Genomic DNA, 22590 nt, shown 5'->3' on the forward strand with positions numbered 1-22590 from the left:
TCGATGGCGCGGCGGCCAGAGCGCCCGGAAGGACTCAGATCTCTTCGAGAATCTTGGCCTTGCGGGCCTGGAACTCCTCGTCCGTGATGAGCCCCTTGTTCTTGAGATCCGCGAGGCGCTCCAGGCGCTGCTCGATCGACGGCCCTGCAGCCGGGGCGGCCTGCGGCGCGCCCGGGTAGCCCTGCTGCGGCGCGCCCGGGTAGCCCTGCTGCGGCGCGCCCGGGTAGCCCTGCTGCTGCATGTGCGGCGGCACGAACTGGGGCTGCCCCTGCGCCGCGTGCGCGGGGTTCATCGCCTGCGCCAGGCCGGCGCCGATCGCCACCTGGGCGCCCAGCCCCGCGACGCCGCCGCCGTCGCCGCCCTGCGCCATGCCCTGGCCGGCCCCGATCATGGCCTGGCCGGCGGCGTAATTCTGCCAGTTGCCCGCCAGCTGCTGCACGTACCGCGCGTCCTGCTGGAACCGCTGATCGAGCTCGAACTGCTTCGCGCGGGCGGTGTCCTGCGCGACGCCGATGCCACGGCGCGCCTCGCCGCGGGCCTTGTTCGCCTCGCGGAGGAGCTTCTGGTCCTCGGCCGAAAAGTTGATGTTGAAGTTGCCGATCTCGAGGATCTTGCAGCCGATCTCCTCGAGGTTCGGCGCCGACTGCACGATGCGGGCGCCGAGCTCCATGCTCATGCCGCCGAGGTTGAGCAGGCTCTTCTGCTGCTGCGCGCAGACCTGGCCGATCACGGTCTTCACGCTCATGAAGAACTTGCCCTTGATCCAGCTCAGGACGACGTCGTTGTCGCCGCTGCCGCCGCACTGGCCGTGGTAGCCGACGACGAACCGCACCGGGTCGACCACGACCAGCGAGAACTCTCCGAAGATGCGCGGCGTCACGAACTCGTAGAGGATCGGGTCCTCCATCGACTCCAGCGGCCCGCCGAAGGGCACGCCGCGGACCGGCTGCGTCTTGACGAAGAAGATCTCGGCGATGAAGACGTCCCCGCCCGTGAACTTGTTGACGAGGTTGTTCAGGAACGGGATGTTCTGGGTCTGGAGGGTGTGGCGCCCCGTCGGCAGGTAACCGACGTACCGCCCGTCCTTGAAGAAGAGGGCACACTCATCGCTGTCGACGGTCAGCTGCGACCAGAAGGGGACGTTCTGGTCCGGGTGCTTGTAGACGATGAGATGCTTCGCCGCGTCCGGGCGCGCGATCATCATCTCGCGGACGCCGCTCTTCACGAAATCGAAAATCCCCATGTCGCGCTCCTCTTCGGTGTGCTGGATGTGACGGGCGTGCCGGGTACCCTGCCCCCCTGGACCTCGGGCTCGTTTCGACAGGCGGCGCGCTCGACCTGCGCTGTTCGTTCTCCGTTGACGATCGCCGCGCCTTTCAGGCACACAGCGGCCTCAGGATAATCCGCAGATCGCAGGGCAGCAATGCCCGCCGGGGAGGACCGCATGCCCGTCGCTTCGCTCGCGTCACCGGCGCAACCGACGACACCCGCGCCGCGCGCGCCGGCGTCGCCCGAGATCCCGAGCTCCGCCGCCCGGCAGGCGACGCGCTCGCCCCGCCGCCGCGGGCGCGCGGCGGCGGCGGCGGCGGGGAGGAGCGCGCGATGATCCCGCCGATCGACGCCTCCGCCTTCTCGCCGCCCGCGCAGAAGATGGCGCAGCCGGGGGCGCCGCAGAAGCTCCGCGAGATGGCCGCGCGCGGCATCGCCCCCGGGCTCAAGCCGGGCGAGGTGGTGACGCTGCTCGTGCTGCTCGCGTCGCGCGAGGAGGAGCCCGCCCGCGAGACGGCGGAGAAGACGCTGTCGGCGCTCCCCGATCCGCTCCTCCAGGGCGCGCTCGGCGGGGAGCTGCAGCCGGCCGTCATCGACCGGCTGGCCCGCCTCTACGCGGACCGCCTCCCGGTCGTCGAGCGGCTCTGCGCGATGCCGGGCATCGCCGCGGACACGCTCGAGGAGCTCGCGCGCACCGGGAGCGAGGCGGTGACCGAGCTCATCGCCGTGAACGAGGAGCGGCTGCTCAAGAGCCCGCGCGTCATCGAGCGGCTCTACCTCAACAAGAACACGCGGATGTCGACGGCCGACCGCCTCGTCGACCTCGCCTCCCGCAACGGGGTCGAGCTCACGGGCATCCCCGCCTGGCGCGAGGTCAGCATCGCGATCAAGGACGAGCTCATCGCCGAGCCGTCGCCGGAGCCCACGCCGGACGACGTGATGTTCGTCGAGACGCAGGCGCTCTCGGAGGCGCTCGCGGCCGACGAGCCGGTGGACACCCACGTCGAGGACGAGGAGGGGAAAGAGGAGCTCAAGGCGCAGTACGTCCCGCTCTACAAGCGGCTCGCCGACATGACCATGTCGCAGCGGATCCGGCGGGCGATGCTCGGCTCGCGCGAGGAGCGCATGCTGCTCGTGCGCGACTCGAACCGCCTCGTGGCGAGCGCCGCCGTGCGCAGCCCGCAGATGCAGGAGGAGGAGGTCGTCCTCATCAGCCGCAACCGGAACATCTCGGACGAGGTGCTGCGGATCATCGCGACCACGCCGGAGTGGTTGAAGAGCTACACGGTGAAGCGGAACCTCGTGGAGAACCCGAGGACGCCGGTGCTCGTCGCGACGCGGCTGGTCCAGCACCTGCGCGAGTCGGACCTCCGGGGCATCGCGAAGAGCAAGAACGTGACCTCGCCGGTGAAGGACGCCGCGCGGCGGCACCTCGAGCGGCGCAAGAGCTGAGCGGCGCGCGAGCAGAGCGGGCGAGCGCTCGCGTGGCAGCGGCGGGCGCTCGCCCCTCCCCGGGGAAGCGCGCTCCGGGCGGCGAGCCCCCTTCCCGCCCGGACCCATGCCCCGCTAGCCTGCGCCCACGATGAGCGACCTGGTCCGCTTCGGCGTGGCGATGGATCGAGCGCTGCTGGCCGAGTTCGATCGGCGCATCACCGCGCAGGGATACGAGAACCGCTCGGAGGCGCTGCGCGACCTGGTCCGCGCCGACCTGACGCGCGCCGCGTGGGACGAGGGCGCCGAGGTGGCTGCGACGCTGACCGTCGTCTACGCGCCCGAGGTGCGGGAGCTCGTGCTGCGCATCTCCGAGCTGGAGGAGCAGCACGCGGGGTCGGTGGTCTCCAGCCTGCTGGTCCGCCTCGACGAGGGCCGGGTGCTCCAGGTCATGGTGCTGAAGGGCCGCGGCGCCGAGCTGTCCGGGCTCGCAGGGCAGCTCGCCGGGGCCAAGGGGGTCCTGTCGTGCGCGCTCACGCCGGCCGCGGCGCTCGCGGAGGCGCCGCGCCGGCCACGAGGCTGAGCTGACGCCGGGCGAGCCGGCGCCGCGCCGCGCGTGCACGAACGCCTCGCCCGATCTCCCAGGCTACGCGTCGTCGCCGGGCGTCTCGGCCACCTTCACCGTGGTCTTCGGCGGATCGACGATGAACGTCACGAGGCGCTCCTTCGCCTCGAACTCCTGCCGGTAGATCACCGCCGAGCGCTTGTACTTGAAGGGGCCGATCCGCACGCGGTGCCACAGGCCGCGGCCCTTCACGTACGCCGGCTCGACATACGCCTTGTGGCCGCGCCGGCGCAGGGCCGCCGCGAAGCCCTCCGCGTCGGCGGGCTCCTTGAACGAGCTCACCTGCAGCTGGTAGCCGCCCGGCCCGCCGCGCTCGGTCTCGGGCCCCTCCTCGCGGGAGACGTGGCGGGCCATCGCGGTGAGCGTGTCGTTCGGAGCGACCTCGCCCCCCGCGGGACCGAGGACGTGCTGCGCCGGCAGCGGGACCACGGGGAGCCGGTCCGCGGCGAGCGGCGGACCCGCGCCTTCGGCCGGCGGCTGCGCCGACGCGGCCGCCTTGGCCGCCCGCGGGTCGCGCACCGCCTCGAGGGCGGTGGTCGGGTGCTCCGCGTCGGAGAGGATCGCAGGGAAGGTCACGTGCTCCCCGATGGTGGCGGGGCGCGGCGCCGGCTTCACGCCGGCCGGGTGCGCGCGCGCGACCAGATCGCCGAGCGGATCGGCGCTGACCGGCTTCTCGCGCGCCGGCGCCCGCAGGAGCGCCACCGCCGCGAAGACGATGCACGCCCCGCCGAGCGAGGCCAGCACCAGCGCGCCCGCACGCGACGGGCGAGCCCCGGGATCCTCTTCCTGGATCTCCTCGAGGTTCCGCACCGCCCCGGTGTCCATGCTCTCGCCTTTGCTGCGCCTCATGCTTCCTCCTCGACCCGTCTACCCTGCCCGGCCGGAGCGCGACAACTTTCGTGTATTACTTTATCCTACATTCACCGACCAGGCCCGTTCGCTGGCTGTGCGGTCCTCGACGCGCGCTGGACGGAGCGCTCGGCGGCGAGCCCGCGCCTCGGCTCGGGCCGGGCAGCCTCGCACGCGCGGCGGCCACGGGGAAAGTTCTCGGCCAGCGCCGGGGCGCGCGCGACGGGCCGGCGCCCGCGCGCATCTTCGTGTTGCCAGGCGCGAGGTGGCCTGCGATGGCGGGGTGACCGATGCCGGAAGCGACGCACGACCCCCACAGGCCGGCGCAGGGCGGCGCGCCTCCGCAGGACGGCGGAGCGGCGCAGGCGCACGGTCGCCGCGGCGGCGCCGCCGCGCTCGCGCTCGGCGCGCTCGGGGTCGTCTTCGGCGACATCGGCACGAGCCCGCTCTACGCGCTCAAGGAGTGCGTGAGCGGCGCGCACGGCGTCCCGCCCACGCCGGAGAACGTCCTCGGGCTACTCTCGCTCATCTTCTGGTCGCTCGTGATGGTGGTCGCGGTCAAGTACGTCACCTTCATCACGCGCGCCGACAACGACGGCGAGGGCGGCATCCTGGCCCTGCTCGCGCTGGTGCCGGAGCGGCTGCGCGCCCGCGGAGCGCAGGGCGTCGGGTGGGTCGCCGGGCTCGTGGTGCTCGGCGCCGCGCTCCTCTACGGCGACGGCGTCATCACGCCCGCCATCTCGGTGCTGAGCGCCATGGAGGGGCTCGCGGTGGCGACCGCCGCGCTCGAGCCGCTCGTCGTGCCGCTCACCTGCGCGATCCTCGTGGGGCTCTTCAGCGTTCAGCGCTGGGGGACAGCGCGCGTCGGCAAGATCTTCGGCCCGATCATGGCCGTCTGGTTCCTCGCGCTCGCCGCGCTCGGGCTCGCGTTCATCGCCAAAAACCCGGCGGTGCTCGCCGCGCTGAGCCCCGCGCACGCGGCGCGCTTCTTCGCCGACCACGGCCTCCACGGGGTCGCGATCCTCGGGTCGGTCGTCCTCGTCATCACGGGCGGCGAGGCGCTCTACGCGGACATGGGGCACTTCGGGCGCCGCCCGATCCAGCTCGCCTGGTACGGGCTCGCGCTGCCGGCGCTCGCGCTCAACTACTTCGGCCAGGGCGCGCTCCTCCTGCAGTCGCCCGAGGCCGCCGGGAGCCCGTTCTTCGCGATGGTGCCCAAGGGCCCCCTCACCTACGCGCTGGTCGCGCTCTCGGCCATGGCCACCGTGATCGCGTCGCAGGCGCTGATCTCCGGCGCCTACTCGCTCACCCACCAGGCGATCCAGCTCGGGTACCTGCCGCGGACCCAGGTGCTCCACACCTCGAGCACAGCCGAGGGGCAGATCTACATCCCCGCGACGAACTGGGCCCTCGCCGCCGGGTGCCTCGCGCTCGTGCTGATCTTCCGGCACTCGAGCCGGCTCGCCGCCGCCTACGGCCTCGCGGTGACCGGCACGATGGGGATCACCTCCATCGTCTACTTCGTGGTGATGCGGCAAACGTGGGGCGCTCCGCTCGCCAAGGCGGTGCCGCTCCTCCTGCTCTTCCTGGCGTTCGATCTGCCGTTCCTCGGGGCGAACCTGCTCAAGTTCTTCGAGGGCGGGTACGTGCCGGTCGTCATCGCGGCGGTCCTGTTCGCGATGATGGTGATCTGGAAGCGAGGGCGCGCGATCCTCGCCGAGCGCTTCACGCGGGCGGTCCCGTCGATCGAGGCGTTCGTGCGCGGGCTCGACGCGTCCTGCGGCGCGCGCGTCCCGGGCACGGCCGTGTTCCTGAGCTCGCGCGCCGGCAAGACGCCGTACGTGCTCGCGCACCACCTCAAGCACAACAAGGTGCTCCACGAGACCGTGGTGCTGCTGACCGTGGTCACGGAGCACGTGCCGCGGGTCGCCGACGGGCAGCGGCTCGAGCTGACGAGCCTCGGCAAGGGGGTTCACCAGCTCATCGTCCACTCCGGCTTCATGCAGTCGACCGACGTGCCGGCCCTCCTGCGGCGGGCGGCGGCGCAGCACGGGCTGCCCGTCGATTTCGCGGACGTGACGTATTACCTCGGCCGCGAGACGCTCCTCGCCACCGACGAGGGGCGCATGGGCAAGGTCGCGGAGACGATCTTCTCGGTGATGGCGCGCAACGCCGGCGCGGTGCCCGGCTACTTCAGGCTCCCGCCGGAGCGGGTGGTGGAGCTCGGCGTGCAGATCGACCTCTAGCGGCCTCGCCGCGCGACCGCGCGGGGGCGGGCATGCCCGAGCGCCGTCGACCCGCGCCGCCCGCCGCCGCGCGGCGCCTCCGCGATGCTTTCGCGCGGCCGCGGCGCTAAGGATCCGCCCCCATGAAGATCCCGCCGATGGGCCGCGTCCTGCCTGCGCTCGGCCTGCTGCTCCCGGGCTGCGCTTCCGAGCCGCGCCCGCTCACGATCGAGGTCGTCCCCGGGCACGAGGCGGCCGCCTTCCAGGAGGACCCGCCCGTCGCCCGGATCGAGGTGACCGCGACGTCGGCCGAGGGGGACGTCGCCGTGTCCGCGGCGGCGGCGCCGGGCGGGGAGCTCGATTTCGGCGAGATCCCCGCGGAGCGGGCGTACACGTTCGAGGTGCGCGGCTTCGACGCGGGCGGGGCGACCGTGGTGCGCGGGCGCTCGGCGTCGGGGATCTACCTCGCCGGCCTCAGCGGCGAGGTGCTGCCGCTCTTCGCCCAGCGGACCGGCGGGTGGGCGCGGCCCCCGGGCGAGCTCGAGGCGTCGCGCGTCGGCGCGCCCGGCGCGGCCCTCGCGGAGCGCTACGTGATGCTCACCGGCGGCGACGCGGCGGACGGCGCCGCGGCGGCGGCGGACGTCGACCCGGCGCGGCTCGACGCGTACGACCTCGCGGAGTGGGGCGGGAGCGCCTCCAGCGGCGCGCTCCCGAGGGCGGCGCGGTCGCTCGTCGTCCGGGGGAGCCTGCTGCTCACCCTGGATGGCGAGGGCGCGACCTGGACCGACGTGCTGTCGGCGCAGAGCGCCGAGGCGCCGCTGCCCGCGGGGCTCGCCTCGTTCGCGGAGGTGGCGGGCGGCCGGACCGTGGAGGCGGCGGACGGGCGCTCGTTCGTGGTGGGCGCCGCGCGCGCTGCGGCGCCGGCGGAGGCGCCGGGCGAGCCCTCGGACGCGGTGCTCGTCGTCGGCGCGAACAGGGCGCTCTCGGTGGCGAGGCTCCGCCACGCGCGGGCCGGCGCCGCGGCGGTGTGGGTCGACGGCGTGGGGCTCGTGGTCGCGGGCGGCAGCGCCGCGGGCGCGGACGCTGCGGGGCTGGAGGTGCTCGCCGACGGCGCGACCGCGTTCGATCCGCGGCCGTTCCCGCCGGACGCCGTGGAGGGCGCGGGCGCCGTCGTGACCGGGCCTGGCGAGATCGTGCTGGTCGGCGGCGTGCAGGGCGGCGCCGCGGCGCCGACGCGGCGGCTCGCGCCGGGGTGCGCCGGCGCGTGCGCCGCCGCGGAGGTCGCGGGGGCCGCGCTGCCGGCGGCGATCGCGGGCGTCGTGGCGTTCGCGCTGCCCGGCGGGCGCCTCCTCGCCGTGGGCGCCGAGGCCGGCGAGGGCGGCCTGACCAGGAGCTTCGTGGTCGACCTCGCGGCGGCCCAGGTCGAGGAGCTGCCGCTCCGGGAGCCGCGGCGCGGCGCGACCGTGGTGCCCGCGCCGAACGGGACGCTCGCGCTGCTCGGCGGGGTCCACGCGGAGGGGACGCCGGCGCTCACGGTCGAGACGTTCTTTCCGGAGTGAGCCGCGGGCGTGTTCGACGGCGGCGGCGCGCCGAAAGGGCCGGAAGGGATCGAGCGAGGATGCGTCGAGACCGACGCGGAACGACGACCTGAGCGCGCTTCAAGCCATTTCAGCGGAAGGGGCTGACGCTCGAGGGCGCGGGCGCGCGGCGGCGGCCTCACCGGGAGCCGCCGTCGCGGCCCCGCTCCGCGAGCACCTTCTCGAGCACGGCGAGCCCCTTCACCGCGCGCGGGAACCCCGCGTAGACCGAGACCTGCATGACCGTCTCCACGATCTCGTCGCGCGTGCACCCGACGTCGAGCGCGTGGCGGATGTGGTTGCCGAGCGGCACCTCCGAGTCGCCCACCGCAGCCAGCGCGGCGACGGCGGTCAGCAGCCGAGTCCGCAGGTCGAGGCCAGGGCGAGCATAGATATCGCCGAACGGATATTCGATCACGTACCGGCCGAAGTCCGGCGCGACGCTCGCATACGCCTCCATGACGCGCCCGGGGGCCCCCCGGTCGAGCCGGCCGAGCACGGCCTCGCCGCGGGCGAAGCGGTCGCCTGCCGCCGCGGGCGCCGGCGCCGCGGCGCTCGGGCTCCACCGCGCCACGCGCGAGCTCGACGTCGAGGGCGTCGCCTTCCACCAGGGCGCGCGCTCTACCTCGGCCTCACGGCCCCGCCCGGCGGTCGGCTTCGACGCCGGCAGCGGCGCCCCGTCCTTCCAGGAGCTCTCGTGGGGCCGCTGAGGGGAGCGCGGCCGCCTCGTCCCGCCGGGCCTCGCGCTCGTGCGCCGCGGCACGCCCAGGCGGGCCGCCGGGACGCGCCGCTCCGGCATCGTGAGCTTGCGCTCGTGACACTCGATAATGCTTTCCAGAGCGGAAGAGGAGCGATCCGTCTTCAGCGTGCTTGATCGTGGTCCCCGGCGGCGGGCCTCGCGAGACGCGGCGGCGACCGCCGTTGTTTTCATTGATTAACGAGGTGTTCGGTTCGTTGGCGCGCATTGACGCGCCCGGCGACACCGGGGTATCACACGGCATGGGATTGACGAAGGACGCCCTCTTCTTCGACGCCCTCGCCGAGCACGCGCAGAAGAGCGTCGCCGCCAGCAAGCTCCTCCTGGAGATGCTCGACCGGATCGAGGACGCGCCGGCCATCGCGAGGAAAATCAAGGAGATCGAGCACGAGGGGGATCGGATCACGCATCGCTGCCTCGCCGCGCTGCACAAGACCTGGATCACTCCGCTCGATCGCGAGGAGATCCACGCGCTGATCACCCGGCTCGACGACGTGCTCGACTTCATCGAGGCCGCCAGCGAGCGAATCGTCCTCTTCGAGATCCAGAGTGCGACGCCGGAGGCGCGCCGCCTCGCGGAGTCGCTCGTGGCCGCGTGCATCGCGATGAGCACGGCCACGAGCTCGCTCCGGGACGTGAAGGACGGCGCCCGGCTGCTCGAGCTGTGCGTCGAGATCAACCGCCACGAGAACGACGCCGACGCGCACTACCGCATGGCCCTGGCGGCGCTCTTCAAGCAGGGCAACGACCCGCTGCTCGTGCTGAAATGGCGTGACATCTACGATCAGCTCGAGAACGCCAGCGATCGCTGCGAGGACGTCGCCAACGTCATCGAGGGCGTGGTGCTCGAGCACGCGTGACGACCTGCGCCGTCGCGACCTAGGGTCCGCGCCGGATCGCGATGACGCGCCGCAGGAACGCGGGGAGGCGCAGAACGACCTGGGCGACCGGATCGAGGGGAGCGTCGCGTTCGACAGCGCCGGCCACCTCGTCGTGGTCGCCTGGCGGCATGACGGCTACGGCTCCGGATGCCCCTGCGACCAGGCCATCGTGGTGAAGAAGCACGACGCAGCCGGCGCCCTGCTCTGGAGCAAGATCTTCGAGGGCGAGGACACCACGGTGCTGGGCGGCGGCTCCGCCAGCAGCGTCGCGATCGACGCGTCGGACAACATCCTCTTCTCCGGCCATGTCGCGGAGGCGATCGACCTCGGAGGAGGACCGTTGCCCCCCGGGTCGGCGTTCGTGGCCAAGCTGACGCCCGCGGGCGAGCCTCTGTGGAGCAGGGTCGCCCCCCGCGGCCATCGCCTCGCCCTGGATCCGGGCGGCAACATCGTCGAGATCTCCGACGGGGCGGCAGGCCAGGGCTTTCGCCTCACGAAGCTCGATCCAGATGCGTCGGAGCTCTGGAGTCAGGATTTCGCCGGCGCCTTCGCGCGCCACCTGACGATCCACCGCGACGGGTGGATCGCGGTGACAGGCCAGCTGACCGGCACGGCCGATCTCGGCGGCGGCCCGCTCGTCTCCGCCGGCGCGACGGACATCTTCATCGCCGCCTTCGATCCCTGAGCCACGCACCGGGGCCCGAGCGAGCTCCGCCGCGTCGCGCGGGGGCGCGGCGCTCGGGCGGCCGGCGAGGGCCTGGCGGGGTCCCTGGCGCGCGAGCCTACGGGTAATTCACCTCGACGACGTTGCCGTAGGCGTCCACCGAGATCTCGAACTCCACGCCCCCGATCACGATGTTCGCCTCGTAGGAGAGCTTGCCGTCGTGCAGCTCCTCGTCGAGCTCCACGATCCAGCCGCCGCGGGCCGCGAGGACGAGCGCCCAGTAAGCCCCCGGCGGGAGCATATCCATCGTGATGTCGCGCTCGATCAGCGTGCCGCGCCCGTCGATCCTGAGCGCGTAGGTCCGCCTGCCTCGCCGGATGTCGGCCTCGTAGACGGCTTCCCCGATGTCCTCCTCGATCTCCATGCGCACCTCCAGGATCGTCGCTTTGGCGGCCTCTTCCTCGATCGCCGCGCGCGCGCCCTCGGGGATGCTGGCCAGGGGCACGATCCAGGCCTCGATCTCGCTGGCGGTCATGGTGCCCTCGGCGTCGAGCTCCACCTCGTAATAGGTCTCGCCGATCAGCACGTCGATCTCGTAGGTCGCGACGCCCCCGTCGATGTTCTCCTCTATCTGCAGGATCCTGAGTTTGCTCCCGAGGCTCATCAGCGCTGCATAGACGGGCGCCGGAAGCTGTTCGACGGCGATGAGCCGCTCGATGTCATGGGTCTGGCTGGGCTTCGAGTCCTCCTGTCCCCTCGCCAGCGCGGGGCCGTGCTCATCGGCCATCGCGATCGGGGAAGCGGCGGAGAACGCGCACAGCGCACAGGCCAGGACGACGGACGTCGACGCACTCACGACAGCTTTACGCGTGATCACTGGACCCCCCTCAACTATATGTCTCCCCTATCATGGCATGAAGCAGAGACGTTGGCGCCATCCATTTGGACGTTCTCGTGCGAAGATGCCAGACGATGAGCGTCTGTGCCGGACATAGCCGCTCTATTTCGCCGAGCGCGACGAGAGCCATCGAGCACCTGGTTCGTCGGCTCATGGCCTTTGCCGGGCACGGTGGCTTCGATGGAGTGTTGTTTCTCCGCGGAGATCCGCCAAAGGAGCCCACCGGCTCGCGCTCTCTTCTTCACGCCTGGACCGAAGGATGGATCCCAAGGACGCTCGCGCAGGCGGCTCGGCGGCAGAGAACGCGGACCTCCAGGACGATGGCGCCAAGGACCGTGGATCTGAAGAGATTCGCGCGACGACGCGGGATTCCTCTGATGGGAGATGCCTCGGCGGAGGTCGCGAGCGGCCCGAGCCCTGCCGGTGGATGGACCTCTCCGGGCTGAGCTCCGCCGGCGCGCCGGAGCTCGGCGCCTGCGCAGCGCACCCGCTTCAGCCGGGGCCCGGGCCGGCGTCGCCGCCGGGCGCCGCCACCGGGATCCGCTCGGACTCCCACGGGAAGAACCCCCGCGCGCCGATGCACGCGTCGGCGATCGCGTGGGCGGCGCTCATCCGATCTTCCAGGGCGGCGGCCTCGAAGAACCGGCGCGCGCGGCGGGCGACGTCCGGGTCGCTCCGATCGAGCTCGGCGAAGAGCTCCTTGGTGCGGGGCAGGACGCCGTTGCGCGCACGGAGGTGGTATCGGACGATCGCCAGCACGGCCTCGGCGAGCAGGGCGGTTGCCATGACCGGGTCGCGCTCGGCGACGTCGACGGCGTCTTCGAGGAGCGTCGCGGCGCTGTACCGCTCCCACGCGTCCTGATCCGGCGTGAGCTCAGAGCGCTTCGCCAGCCACGCGGCGGCCTCCGCCCTGAGCTCGTCGAGGAGCGGAGACCCGAGGACCGGAAAGCCGGTTGCGATCATGTGGGCGGCGGACGGCCGCGCGTGCTGGTGCTCGGCGGCCCAGTACTCGCGGACGGCCGCCGGCGGATTCACGAAGATCTCCACGGGGACGCCCTCCCCGAACCAGCGCTGCAACCGCTGCTTGTACGGAGCGCCGTGGATCACGAAGAGATCGAGATCGCTCGACCGATCCCCGTGGCCGCGGACGATCGATCCGGCCGCCACGATGGCCAGGGGCTCGAACCGCTCGAGCACGAAGCCGATCGCCTCGCGGAGGGCGCTCGCGTACCTCGGCGACAGCTCCGGCCAGAGGCATCGCGCGAGAGCGTCGGCTTGCGCGTCGGGGCTCACCGGGATCGTGCCCCCCCGGCGGCCGGTCCCCGCGCAAACGGCGCTGCCGGCGTGATCGGCGCGTGTCTCCTCACCATGACGAGGATCGCACGGTAGCGCCGGAGGACGGCCGCGTGTCAAGACGGGCGCCGGCCGCGCCCGCCGCCGTCACCGCGCCGGCTGACCGAGCGGCGGCTTTGCGGTGTGGGCCTGCAGCCCGCCGCGGACGCAGCGGAAGCCGACGTCGACGTCCCGGGTGCCCGCGAACAGGAAGTGGCGCGCCGTGGCCCGCAGCCGGTGCTTCGCGATCACCCGCCACGAGCCGCCGCGGAGCACCCGACCATGGCCGATGGACGGCCCGACAGGATTGCTCACCGGGCCGTCGTTGGCCGGATAATCGCCGTACCAATCCCAGCACCACTCCCAGACGTTGCCGGCCATATCGAGGATCCCGAACGGCGACGCCCCCCTCGGATAGTACCCCACGGGGCTGGGGCCGGCCCGCTTGGCCAGCACCGGGCTCTTGATGCGCGCGTCGCTCCAGGCGACCTGGTCGGACGGCGGCTCGTTCCCCCACGGATACACCCGTCCATCGGTGCCGCGCGCCGCGTACTCCCACTCTGCCTCGGTGGGGAGCCGGTAGCCGTTCGCCTCGCGATTCCAGATCACGCCCTTTCCGTCGAGCTGGTAGGCGGGCGCGAACCCCCGGAGCGCCGAGAGACGATTGCAGAACTCGACGGCGTCCCACCAGCTGACGTTGTTCACGGGGCGATCGTCCGCCACGGGATGACCGGGGTTCGTGCCCATCACCTCGCGGTACAGCCGCTGCGTCACCGGGTACACGCCCATCCTGAACGCCGACACCAGCACCTGCCGCTGCGGGCGCTCGTGGGCCGCCGCGGAGGCGTCCTCGTCGCTGGCGCCCATCCAGAAGCGCCCGCTCACGATCACGGCCGTCTCGATCTTCGGCGCGTTCCTGCCAGGCGCGGGCGCGTCCACCGCGGCAGCCGCGCTCGCCGCCGAGCTCCCCGCGGGCGAGGTGGCCGCCGCGAACCCCACGGCGGGCATCCCGGCCGGCGGCGTCGCCGTGGCGGAGATCGCCGGCCCCATCGCCGGCGGGGCCTCGGACGCGCCGCGCCGCGGATGCGCCGAGCCGCGCGGCCGGCTCGCGATGCTCAGCGCCGCGCAGAGGTCGTCGATGCTGCCGTATCGCTTGTCGCGCCGCCAGGCGATCGCCTGCTCGAGGACGGCCTTGACCGTGCTGTCGCACGAGAGCTCCCGCAGGAACGCGGGGCGGTCGTGCACCGCCTCGGCCGGCAGCTGCGCGCCGTGGAGGCAGAAGAGCGCGGTCATCCCGAGGCCGTACACGTCGGCCCGCGCGTCGGCGTCCTGAGGGCGATCCAGCGACTCGGGCGCGCTGTACACGTAGGTGCCGAGCGCGCCCGTCCGCGTCCCGCCGGTCGTGTCCGCGGCCGCGACGAGGTCGAAATCCGTGAGCCGCGGCTCGCCCGTGGGCTGGAGCAGGATGTTCGCCGGCTTCACGTCGCGGTGCACGAGGCCTTTGGCGTGCGCGGCGCGGAGGGCGTCGCCTACGCGCAGGACGAGGGGAATCACCTGCGCGGCCGGGAGGCGCTGCTCGATGACCGCCTGGTGCAGGTCGCCGCCGCTGACGAACTCCATGACGAAGAAGTGAAAGCCGCCGTCCTCGCCGTGCGGCTCGACGACCCGCACGATGCCGGGGTGATCGAGCCCCGCCATGCGCTGCGCCCCCCGGAAGAAGCGCTCGCGCCGGATCGGGTCCTCCGCGAGGCTCGAATGCAGCACCTTGATGGCGACCACCTGACCCTGCTCGTCGTCGCGAGCGCGCCACACGTTCGCGAAGCCGCCGCGCCCGACCCGATCGAGGAGCAGGTATCTTCCGCCTGGGCCCAGCCGGTCTCCGGCGCGGAGCTGCCCCCCCTCGCGCAGCTGCCGCCGGAGCTCCAGGACCTCGCGCTGCGCCTCGGCCGCGTCGACGCCGGCGAGCTGGAGCGCCCTGAGCCGCCCGCGCGCCCGCTCGAGCTCCTGCGCGAGCCGCCGGGTCTCGAGGTCCGGGTAGTTCGGCCTGTGGCCGTGCTGGCGCGGGTTCTTCTTGTCGAGGGCGGCGCGGACGCCGAGCACCACGTCGGTCCAGGCCTCGTCGCGATCGGCCCGGCCCTGGATGGGGCGCTCGCTGTCGGGCAACGCCGAGAGGTGCCCGAACGGCGCGCCCTTCCAGTCGCACGCCCGGAGCAGGATCGGGATCACCCGCGCCGAGCCGGCGGCGTGGCGCGCCATCGCGCGCTCCATCTCGACGTCCCAGCAGGACGGAGAGGCGATGAAATCCGCGCTGACGAGCAGCAAGATCAGCTGCGCCGCCTCGAGGTGCTCGCGCACCTCCGCCTCCCAGTGCGCCCCGGCGTCGATCTCCCGGTCGTGCCACGCCCGGAGGACCCCTTGACGCTGCAGCAGCGCGAGGTGCGCCACGAGCTCCCGAAGAGCGGATTCATCCCTGCGCGCGTAGGAAATGAATACGTCGATGGGCTTCAGCACGATCGCTCGAGGGTGTCAGCTGTCCAGTCGGCCTTTGCGGTGCATCGTTCGGGGAAGCAAATAGGAAGACCAAACGATATCCGAGAAGTCAAGGCCATCGCGACCGCCCGAATCCGTACAGTCTTGCTGGAGATCTCGGTCTCGACGCACGATCTCGACGCACGATCTCGACGCATGATTCTCGACGCATGATTCTCGACGCATGATCTCGACGCACGATTCCGAACCACGTTCGAGCGTGGGCCGGCGGCGTTCAGGCCCCCATGCCCGCCGCGCACAAGGCGGCAGCAGCCCCCACAGGCTGGAGCTGCCCGTGCCTCCCCGGCGGGCGGCCGCTCGTCGATGTGCCTGATTCGCCCGGCGACGACACGCGGTCTGGCCGGCCAGGGGGCGGCAGCTCAACCGACGGCCGCCTCGACGACAAGGGCGGCGCGCGGCTCCGCCCCCGCGTCCGGGACACAGGATCTTCTCCTTCGCGGCCTTGACACGACTGAATGCACCGCGCGACGATGAGCGGCTATCTGTCTTGGGCCTTTTCATCGATTCACGCCGCGCGCTCGCGTCGTACCAGCGGTCGTGACGGCGAGGCGCCAAGACTCCGGCCTCGCATCCGGCGGGGCTCGGCGGGGCTCACCACGAAGCGTGTCAGGGGGAATCTCTGCCTATGAGAAATAAAAGGAAGGTATTCACGACGTTATGCGCCGGTGTGACGAGCGCCCTCGCGGCCGGCTGCGGCGCCGATCCCGGCGGCGCCGGCGACGAGGGCGTCGGCCGCGCCGCGCTCGGTCTGTCGACCGAGGGACAGGTGTGCACCACGATCCAGCGCGGCGCTGGGCCGGCGGGCGTGGCCGACGCCGTGCTCTGGCAAAGCTCGCCCAGCTGGAACGATGGCGCGGGCGTGACGCTCAGCACGGGGACGACCGCGGGCGGCGGGCTCCGGCGCAGCCTGCTCCGGTTCGATCTCTCCGGCCTGCCCCAGGGCGCCGAGGTCGTGTCGGCGAGCCTGTCGCTCTCGCAGACGTTCAAGACGGTCGACAGCACGGTCCGCGTCCACCGCGCCACGAGCGCCTGGGAGGAGGCGGCCGTGACCTGGGCGAGCTTCGGCGAGGCGTTCGATCCGGCGGTCGCCGCGTCGTTCACCTCCGGCGGCGGCTCCGGCTTCCGCTCGTCCGACGTCACCGAGCTCGCGCGGGCGTGGGCGAGCGGCGAGGCGGCGAATCACGGCGTCCTCCTCGAGGAAGACCCGGTCCAGCGGACCGATTTCCGCAGCAGCGAGAAGTCGGTCGTCGAGGAGCGGCCGAAGCTCGAGCTCTGCTACGTCACGTGCGACGACGGGATCCAGAACGGCAGCGAGAAGGGCGTCGACTGCGGCGGCGCGTGCCCCGCCTGCGGCGGCCAGTCGTTCGAGGGGCCGCCGGGCGGGAGCCCCGTCGAGCTCGAAGGGAGCGGACCGACGTACGCGTGGTCGGTCGGGGACATCAACGAGCTGCCCGAGTCCGTCGCGCGGCAGGGCACGCACGAGCCGTGCACGACCAGCGAGGATTGCCAGTTCGACCAGTACTGCGAGCACCCCGCGCAGGGCGCGTGCGCCCACGACCCGTGCGACACCGGCGGCGCCCTGCTGACGACCTGCAGCGGCTGCGTCGCGAAGGTCTGCGACGCTCGGCCGAGCTGCTGCATCCAGCCGACGATACCGGCCGACTGTGGACATGACGCCTGCCAGACCGGCACCGCGACCCACATGACCACGACCTGCGGCGACCCGTGCATCGCCAACATCTGCGCGACAAACCCGCTCTGCTGCGAGATCCACCCCACGAGCTCGGCGGAGTGCGCGGGGCTCATGGGAATGGGCAGCACCTTGCTCTCCGGCGGCAGGTGCAGTCGGCCCAGCAGCATGATTTGCCCCCCGCCGACCACGTACACCGGCGGCGCGTGCGTGCCGCAATGGGGCCCCTTGTGCAGGAACCTCGTCGCGACCCAGTGCGCCCCCAAGACGTGCACCACGCCGACCAACTCGTGGAACGCGACGTGCGTCGCCCTGGCCGAGCAGGAGTGCAGCGCCGCGTGCGGCACCGATCCAGGCGTGCAACAGGGCCTCTGCAAGTCCTACCTGCCGAACCAGACGAACCCCGCGTGCAGCGGCGTGGATCTCACGGTCGGCGTGCCCTGCGGCGGGACGATCCCGGTCTGCAACCGCGGCACCATGCCGGCGCCCGCGGGCATCGCGATTCATCGCTATCCCGCGGGCGCGGGCCAGCTCCCCTCCTCGGCCCCGAGCCGCGTCCTGAACTCCTGCAGCCCGACCGGCGGGACCCTCGCCTGCACGACCGCGCAGCCGATCGCCCCGGGCGAGTGCGTCAGCGTGGCCGGCTGCACGGGCGTCGCCGACGGCATGGAGCTCATCGTCAACCCGCCGGGCCCGGGGCAGATCGCCGAGTGCCAGTGCGGCAACAACGGGAGCATCTATCAGCAATCGGCCACGTGCGAGTCGCCGGGCTGCATCGCCACGGCCAGCGCCTCGATGATCAGGCCGGCCACCCTGTTCGTGGCGCTCGACCGGTCGGCTTCCATGGTGGTGAACTCGTCAGGAGACAGCGTGAGCGACTCCCGATGGAACCCGGCGCGCGCCGCCTTCAAGGCGTTCTTCGAGGATCCGGCGTCGGCGGGGCTCGGCGTCGCGCTCCGGTTCTGGCCGCACGACAACCCCGGCCCGTGCAACGACTCCGCCGGCAACTGCCCGGCCGGCGCTGTCAGCGGGTGCTCCCTGCCGATCGTTCCCTTCGATGGCTCGGCGGCCCGGAGGCTGACTGCGGCCCCCGCGCCGCTCGATCAGCAGGAGCTCGCGCTCGTCAACGCGCTCAACCCCGGCCCCGGCGCCAGCGGCGATACGCCCATGTACCCGGCGCTGAACGGCGCCACGACCTGGGCGATCAACTACAAGAACGCCCACCCCGAGGAGGAGGTCGCGGTCGTGCTCGTGACCGACGGCGTCCCGTCGAACTGCGACACCGTCCCGAGCCACATCGCAAACCTGGCGCGCAATGCCTACGAGAACCACGGCGTCCGCGTGCACGCGGTGGGCTTCGGCAACTCGAACGCGGAGATCATCAACCTCATCGCGACGCGCGGCGGCGGGCGGGCGTTCAACCTCACCGCTGGCGCGGGGCTGGCGACGACCCTCCGCGACGCGCTCGTCTCGATCCGCGGCGAGGCGCTCCCCTGCGACGTGGCGGTCCCGCTCGCCGGCGTCGCGGATCCCGCGTCGGTGTCGGTCGTCCACGTGAACAGCGCCGGCACCGAGACCGTGCTCACGCCGCGGGCCGACCTCGCCAGCTGCGGCCAGGGCTGGTACTTCGCCGACGCGACGAACACGAGCGTCAAGCTCTGCCCACAGACGTGCGCCGATCTCGACGTTAGCCCGGGGAAGATCCGCGCGGTCGTCCCGTGCGCGGCCGAGGCCCTCACGCCCATCACCACGGGCTGGGAGCGCTACCACGGCGTCTGCCCGCCAGGGACCAAGGCCCGGTGGGAATACCTCACGTACAGGACCGTCACGCCGGAGGACTCGAGCGTCGAGCTCTTCGTGCGCGCGGCCGACGATCCCGCCGGCCTCGACGCCGCGCCCGTGACGCTCGCCGCGACCGCTCACGCGACGCCCGCCGACACCCAGGTGTGCGACGAGACCTCGACGCCGCCGTGCGCGGTCGATCTCGCCGGCGCGCTCGGAGGGCTGCCGGAAGCGCAGGCGGACTACCTGGAGCTGCAGGTAAAGCTCAACCCGACGAGCGACGGCGCGGGCGGCGTTCAAGTCCAGGGCTGGGAGATCGGCTATTCGTGCCCCGACGTCGACTAACCCAGGGCAGGACCGCGAGCGCTTCGCGAGACGCCGTCCTCGTCATGCGCTCGCACCGACGCCGCGTCCCGTGACCCTCTCCGCCGGCATCCCGTGAGCTGACGCGCCCTCGCCCCTCGTCGCCTGCCCGCGCGCGAACCGCCTCCGCGCGCATCTACCTCGCCGCCTTCCTGCCTCCCCGCCTCCGCGGCGGCGCCGCCGCGCCGCCACCCGCGCGCGTCCGCGCCGCCCGGCGCGGCCCGTACACCGCGCGGAGGTCCGCCGCGATCCCCTCGATCCGCGCCCGCAGCGCCGCCGGCTCCACCGCCTCGACGTCCCGGCCCAGCCCCACGATCTGCGAGACCGCGATCGACTCCCGCTCGAAGTCGACCGTCACCGTCCTCGTCCCGTCGCGCCCGCGCTTCCCCTGCCCCCACCGCTCGTGCTCGCCGCTCGGCCGGATCCGCCGGAGCGCCGCCTCCCCCTCCTCGGTCACGCGCAAGGTCGCCACGTAGCTCGCCCGGCGCTCCGCGAACCGCTCGCACCACGCCTTCCAGCACGAAGGCAGGTCGAACCCCTCCGGCCGCGCGAACCCCTCGTCGAGGAGCCGCGCCCCCTCGACCCGCGCCCCCCGGAACACGCTCGGCCCCCGCTCCGTCGTCCCGGCCACGAGGTACCAGCGCTCCGCCTTGATCACGAGCCCGTATGGATCCACCACCCGCTCGCTCGCCGCCCCGTCGAAGTCCCGGTACGCGAGCCACACCTTGCGATCCTGCCAGACCCCCTCCCGCAGGACCTCGAGGTGCGGCACCACCTCCCTCCCCTGGAACCACCCCGACGCGTCGACGTGGAGCCGCTGCCGCGCGTGCTCCGCCATCGACCGCTGCACCACCGGCAGCGCCGCCGACAGCTTGATGAGCCCGCTCTGCAGCGCCGCCGACAGGCCGATGTCCGCGAGGGCGCCCGGCGCCGCCACCGCGGAGAGCGCCTGCACCTCGGCCTGCGTCAGCCCCGTCAGGCTCGTCTGCCACCCCTCCAGCAGCGCGATCCCGCCGTTCGGGCCGCGGTTCGCGTAGACGGGCACGCCCGCGGACGACAGCGCGTCGAGGTCCCGGTAGATCGTCCGCGCCGAGACCTGCAGGCGGCGCGCGAGGTCCTCGGCCGTCAGCTGCCGGCTCTTCGCCTGCTGGAGGAGCAAGAGCAAGCTGAGCAGCCGATCCGCGCGCATGACTGACCCTCCGTGGCTCCCGGGCGGCTCCACGCCCGTCCGATTGCCGTCCGATTCCCGTCCGAGCCGGCGATCAGCCTACGCGCAATTCATGACAGGAGGTGTCAGGAATCGTCCCGTAGCGTCCCCGGATGACCGGAGCCGCGGCGCCGCGCGCATCCACCCAGCGCCGCCGCGAGCTCCGGCGCGCAAGGAGGAGACAGCGAATGAGACCGCTTGAAGGACAGGTCGCCCTCGTCGCCGGCGCCACGCGCGGCGCGGGGCGCGCCATCGCGTGCTCGCTCGGCGAGGCCGGCGCGACGGTCTACTGCACCGGCCGCAGCGTCCGCGGCCGGCCCGCCACGGGGCAGCGCCCCGAGACCATCGAGGAGACCGCCGAGCGCGTGAGCGCGGCCGGGGGGCGCGGCGTCGCCGTGCAGGTCGATCACACCGTCGAGGAGCAGGTCGAGGCGCTCTGCGCCCGGATCCGGCGCGAGCAAGGGCGGCTCGACGTCCTGGTCAACGACGTCTGGGGCGGCGACGAGCTCACCGAGTTCGGCCAGCCGTTCTGGAAGCTCTCCCTGGCCAAGGGGAAGCTCCTGCTCGAGCGGGCCGTCACGTCGCACATCATCACGAGCCGCCACGCGGTGCCGCTCATGCTCGAGCGCGACCGCGGCCTCATCGTCGAGGTCACCGACGGCGACACCTTCGGCTACCGGGGCAACCTCTTCTACGACCTCGCGAAGATGTCGGTCATCCGCCTCGCCTTCGCCATGGCCTGGGAGCTGCGCCGCCACCCCGCCATGACGGCGCTCGCGATCACCCCCGGCTTCCTGCGCTCGGAGGCGATGCTCGACGGCTTCGGCGTGACCGAGGAGAACTGGCGGGACGCGACCGCCAAGGACCCGCACTTCATCGAGTCCGAGACCCCGTTTTACGTGGGCCGCGCGATCGCGGCGCTCGCCGCCGACCCGAACGTCGCGGCGAAGTCCGGCCGCGTCTTCAGCTCCTGGGATCTCGCCAGGGAGTACGGCTTCACCGACGTCGACGGCCGGACGCCGCACTGGGGCGAGTACTTCGCGAAGACGTTCGGCGAGTGCAAGAAGGCCGACGAGGCCGCGTACGCGTGGTGGTTCAACGGCCCGATGGACCTCGCGGCGCCCGACTGGCCCAAGGAGTGACCGGCGCGCGCGGCGCGCCGCGGATCAGGCGCGCGGCTTGGGGTAGCCCACGAGGTAGGTCCCGTGGAGCGGCGCGTCCCCGAGCTTGATCGTGCCGATATCCCAGACCCAGTCGGGCGCGTCGATCTGCGCGACAAGCGCCCGCAGCTCCTCCACGCTGTAGATGCGCAGCCAGGAGACCAGGCCGTCCCAGAGGACGAAGGCCTGCATCGCCGGGACGAGCCACGTCCACAGGAGCCACGCCCAGCGAAACGGGCGCCAGAAGGGCATGGAGACGGTGACCGTGAGCGGCGTGAAGAGGAGCCCGAGGAGCATGGGGAGCTCGCGGCTCACGACCTCGAAGACGCCGATGGGCTGCCGCTGCGCGACCGCATCGGCGAGGATCTGCCGCGCCTGCTCGGGGGGAAAGTGGTGGAACGCGTTGAAGACGGTGCGGAAGCCCGTGAGCTCTGCGGGGACGGCGGTCGCGTCCACCGGCGCGGCGCGGCCCACCACGGCGCCTCCGCTCCCGCGGGCGGCGTGCTCGAACGCAGGGAGGTTGGGGTAGAGATCCGTGAGCGTGACCGTGACCTCGCGACCGCGCTTCGCGAGCTCGTCGGCGATGGCGGCGGCCGGCCCTCCGCCGCCCGAGCACAGGTCGACGAGCCGGGTCTCGCCGGTCGCGTCGAGCACGCGCTCGAGCGGGCCGACGAGCATCCGCACATGGCCCGAGGCGCGCTCGGCGAAATTGAGAAAGGCGGTGCCCCCGTCGCGAAGGACGCTGGGAAACCAGGGGAGGTCTTCGAGCTCAACGAGCTGCATGCGGCTCATAACGGCTCCTTGGCGGGCACACCGCCATGCTGGTGGACAAGGCGCTCGATGACGGCGTCGAGCGGGTAGCTCGCAGGGTCGAGCACGTAGTGCTGGAACACCCCGTCGAGCGCGGCGAAGAGGAGGCGCGCCTCGAGCTCCGGCTCCGGCCGTCCGATCTCGGCGAGCAGCGCGGTGAAGAGGCGAAGGTAAAGGGCTGACTGGGCGGCGATGCCCTCGGCCAGGCCGGCGACGACGGCGTGCTGGAAGCGAACCCCGTACGACACCCGCCAGAATTGCTCGTGCTCGCGCACCAGACGCGCGCTCACGCCGACCAGCGCGCCGAGCCGGGCGCGCGGCTCGGGGACAGCCGCGGCGCGGGCGAAGGCCTCCATGACGAGCCCCGCGCTCCGCTCGAACAGGGCCTGAAGCACCGCCTGCTTGGAAGGGAAGTAGTGGTACAGCAGCCCCGAGGCGACCTGCGCCTCGGTGGCGATGTCGCGCACGCTGGCGCCCTCGTAGCCGTGACGGGCGAAGACCCGGAGCGCGGCGTCCATCA

At 72.7% G+C, this 22590-nt stretch carries 17 protein-coding genes; 8 read left to right on the forward strand and 9 right to left on the reverse strand.

The window, feature by feature from the left end; all coding sequences use genetic code 11:
* Positions 1-34: 34 nt before the first annotated feature.
* On the reverse strand, positions 35-1243 hold the full coding sequence (locus tag WMF33_RS21950; RefSeq protein WP_437338967.1) for an SPFH domain-containing protein: 1209 nt from the start codon (positions 1241-1243) through the stop codon (positions 35-37).
* A gap of 359 nt (positions 1244-1602) precedes the next feature.
* Between WMF33_RS21950 and WMF33_RS21955 the strand changes: the two genes are divergently transcribed.
* Both WMF33_RS21955 and nikR read left to right on the forward strand, forming a co-directional pair.
* Complete coding sequence (locus tag WMF33_RS21955; protein WP_437338968.1) at positions 1603-2721, forward strand: hypothetical protein; 1119 nt, start codon at positions 1603-1605, stop codon at positions 2719-2721.
* A gap of 130 nt (positions 2722-2851) precedes the next feature.
* On the forward strand, positions 2852-3283 hold the full coding sequence (gene nikR, locus WMF33_RS21960; protein ID WP_437338969.1) for a nickel-responsive transcriptional regulator NikR: 432 nt from the start codon (positions 2852-2854) through the stop codon (positions 3281-3283).
* A 63-nt stretch (positions 3284-3346) separates the two neighbouring features.
* On the opposite strand, the gene WMF33_RS21965 is transcribed toward nikR, so the two are convergent.
* Positions 3347-4174 carry an SPOR domain-containing protein gene (locus WMF33_RS21965; RefSeq protein WP_437338970.1) on the reverse strand — a complete coding sequence of 276 codons (828 nt, stop codon included), beginning with the start codon at positions 4172-4174 and terminating at the stop codon, positions 3347-3349.
* 290 nt (positions 4175-4464) lie between these two features.
* On the opposite strand from WMF33_RS21965, the gene WMF33_RS21970 reads away from it, so the two are divergent.
* Positions 4465-6420, forward strand: coding sequence for a potassium transporter Kup (locus tag WMF33_RS21970; RefSeq protein ID WP_437338971.1), 1956 nt, complete (start codon positions 4465-4467; stop codon positions 6418-6420).
* Between the two features lie 122 nt (positions 6421-6542).
* On the forward strand, positions 6543-7958 hold the full coding sequence (locus WMF33_RS21975; RefSeq protein WP_437338972.1) for a hypothetical protein: 1416 nt from the start codon (positions 6543-6545) through the stop codon (positions 7956-7958).
* Between the two features lie 157 nt (positions 7959-8115).
* Here the strand turns inward: WMF33_RS21975 and WMF33_RS21980 are convergent, their stop codons facing one another.
* Positions 8116-8775 (reverse strand): carboxymuconolactone decarboxylase family protein, encoded by a 660-nt coding sequence (locus tag WMF33_RS21980; RefSeq protein ID WP_437338973.1) that lies wholly within the window; start codon positions 8773-8775, stop codon positions 8116-8118.
* A 200-nt stretch (positions 8776-8975) separates the two neighbouring features.
* On the opposite strand from WMF33_RS21980, the gene WMF33_RS21985 reads away from it, so the two are divergent.
* Complete coding sequence (locus WMF33_RS21985) at positions 8976-9593, forward strand: DUF47 domain-containing protein (RefSeq protein ID WP_437338974.1); 618 nt, start codon at positions 8976-8978, stop codon at positions 9591-9593.
* A gap of 190 nt (positions 9594-9783) precedes the next feature.
* Complete coding sequence (locus WMF33_RS21990) at positions 9784-10299, forward strand: hypothetical protein (protein WP_437338975.1); 516 nt, start codon at positions 9784-9786, stop codon at positions 10297-10299.
* A 97-nt stretch (positions 10300-10396) separates the two neighbouring features.
* On the opposite strand, the gene WMF33_RS21995 is transcribed toward WMF33_RS21990, so the two are convergent.
* The 3 genes from WMF33_RS21995 to WMF33_RS22005 form a co-directional block, all read right to left on the reverse strand.
* Entirely contained in the window at positions 10397-11065 is a 669-nt protein-coding gene (locus tag WMF33_RS21995; protein ID WP_437338976.1) for a hypothetical protein, read from the reverse strand.
* A 603-nt stretch (positions 11066-11668) separates the two neighbouring features.
* The gene (locus WMF33_RS22000) at positions 11669-12469 is read right to left on the reverse strand and encodes a nucleotidyltransferase domain-containing protein (protein WP_437338977.1); all 801 of its coding nucleotides are present in this window, start codon (positions 12467-12469) and stop codon (positions 11669-11671) included.
* Positions 12470-12616: 147 nt separating this feature from the next.
* On the reverse strand, positions 12617-15019 hold the full coding sequence (locus WMF33_RS22005; protein WP_437338978.1) for an SUMF1/EgtB/PvdO family nonheme iron enzyme: 2403 nt from the start codon (positions 15017-15019) through the stop codon (positions 12617-12619).
* 706 nt (positions 15020-15725) lie between these two features.
* Between WMF33_RS22005 and WMF33_RS22010 the strand changes: the two genes are divergently transcribed.
* Positions 15726-18875: a DNRLRE domain-containing protein gene (locus WMF33_RS22010; protein WP_437338979.1), complete on the forward strand. Its 3150-nt coding sequence runs from the start codon at positions 15726-15728 to the stop codon at positions 18873-18875.
* Between the two features lie 154 nt (positions 18876-19029).
* On the opposite strand, the gene WMF33_RS22015 is transcribed toward WMF33_RS22010, so the two are convergent.
* Entirely contained in the window at positions 19030-20082 is a 1053-nt protein-coding gene (locus WMF33_RS22015) for a helix-turn-helix transcriptional regulator (protein ID WP_437338980.1), read from the reverse strand.
* 206 nt (positions 20083-20288) lie between these two features.
* Here WMF33_RS22015 and WMF33_RS22020 point away from each other — a divergent pair, with 206 nt between their 5' ends.
* The gene (locus tag WMF33_RS22020) at positions 20289-21242 is read left to right on the forward strand and encodes an SDR family oxidoreductase (RefSeq protein ID WP_437338981.1); all 954 of its coding nucleotides are present in this window, start codon (positions 20289-20291) and stop codon (positions 21240-21242) included.
* Positions 21243-21266: 24 nt separating this feature from the next.
* Here the strand turns inward: WMF33_RS22020 and WMF33_RS22025 are convergent, their stop codons facing one another.
* Entirely contained in the window at positions 21267-22043 is a 777-nt protein-coding gene (locus WMF33_RS22025; protein ID WP_437338982.1) for a class I SAM-dependent methyltransferase, read from the reverse strand.
* A 5-nt stretch (positions 22044-22048) separates the two neighbouring features.
* On the reverse strand, positions 22049-22588 hold the full coding sequence (locus WMF33_RS22030; protein ID WP_437338983.1) for a TetR/AcrR family transcriptional regulator: 540 nt from the start codon (positions 22586-22588) through the stop codon (positions 22049-22051).
* Positions 22589-22590: the final 2 nt, after the last annotated feature.

Source organism: Sorangium sp. So ce394 (assembly GCF_051474665.1).
GTDB classification, from domain to species: Bacteria; Myxococcota_A; Polyangia; order Polyangiales; family Polyangiaceae; genus Sorangium; species Sorangium cellulosum_D.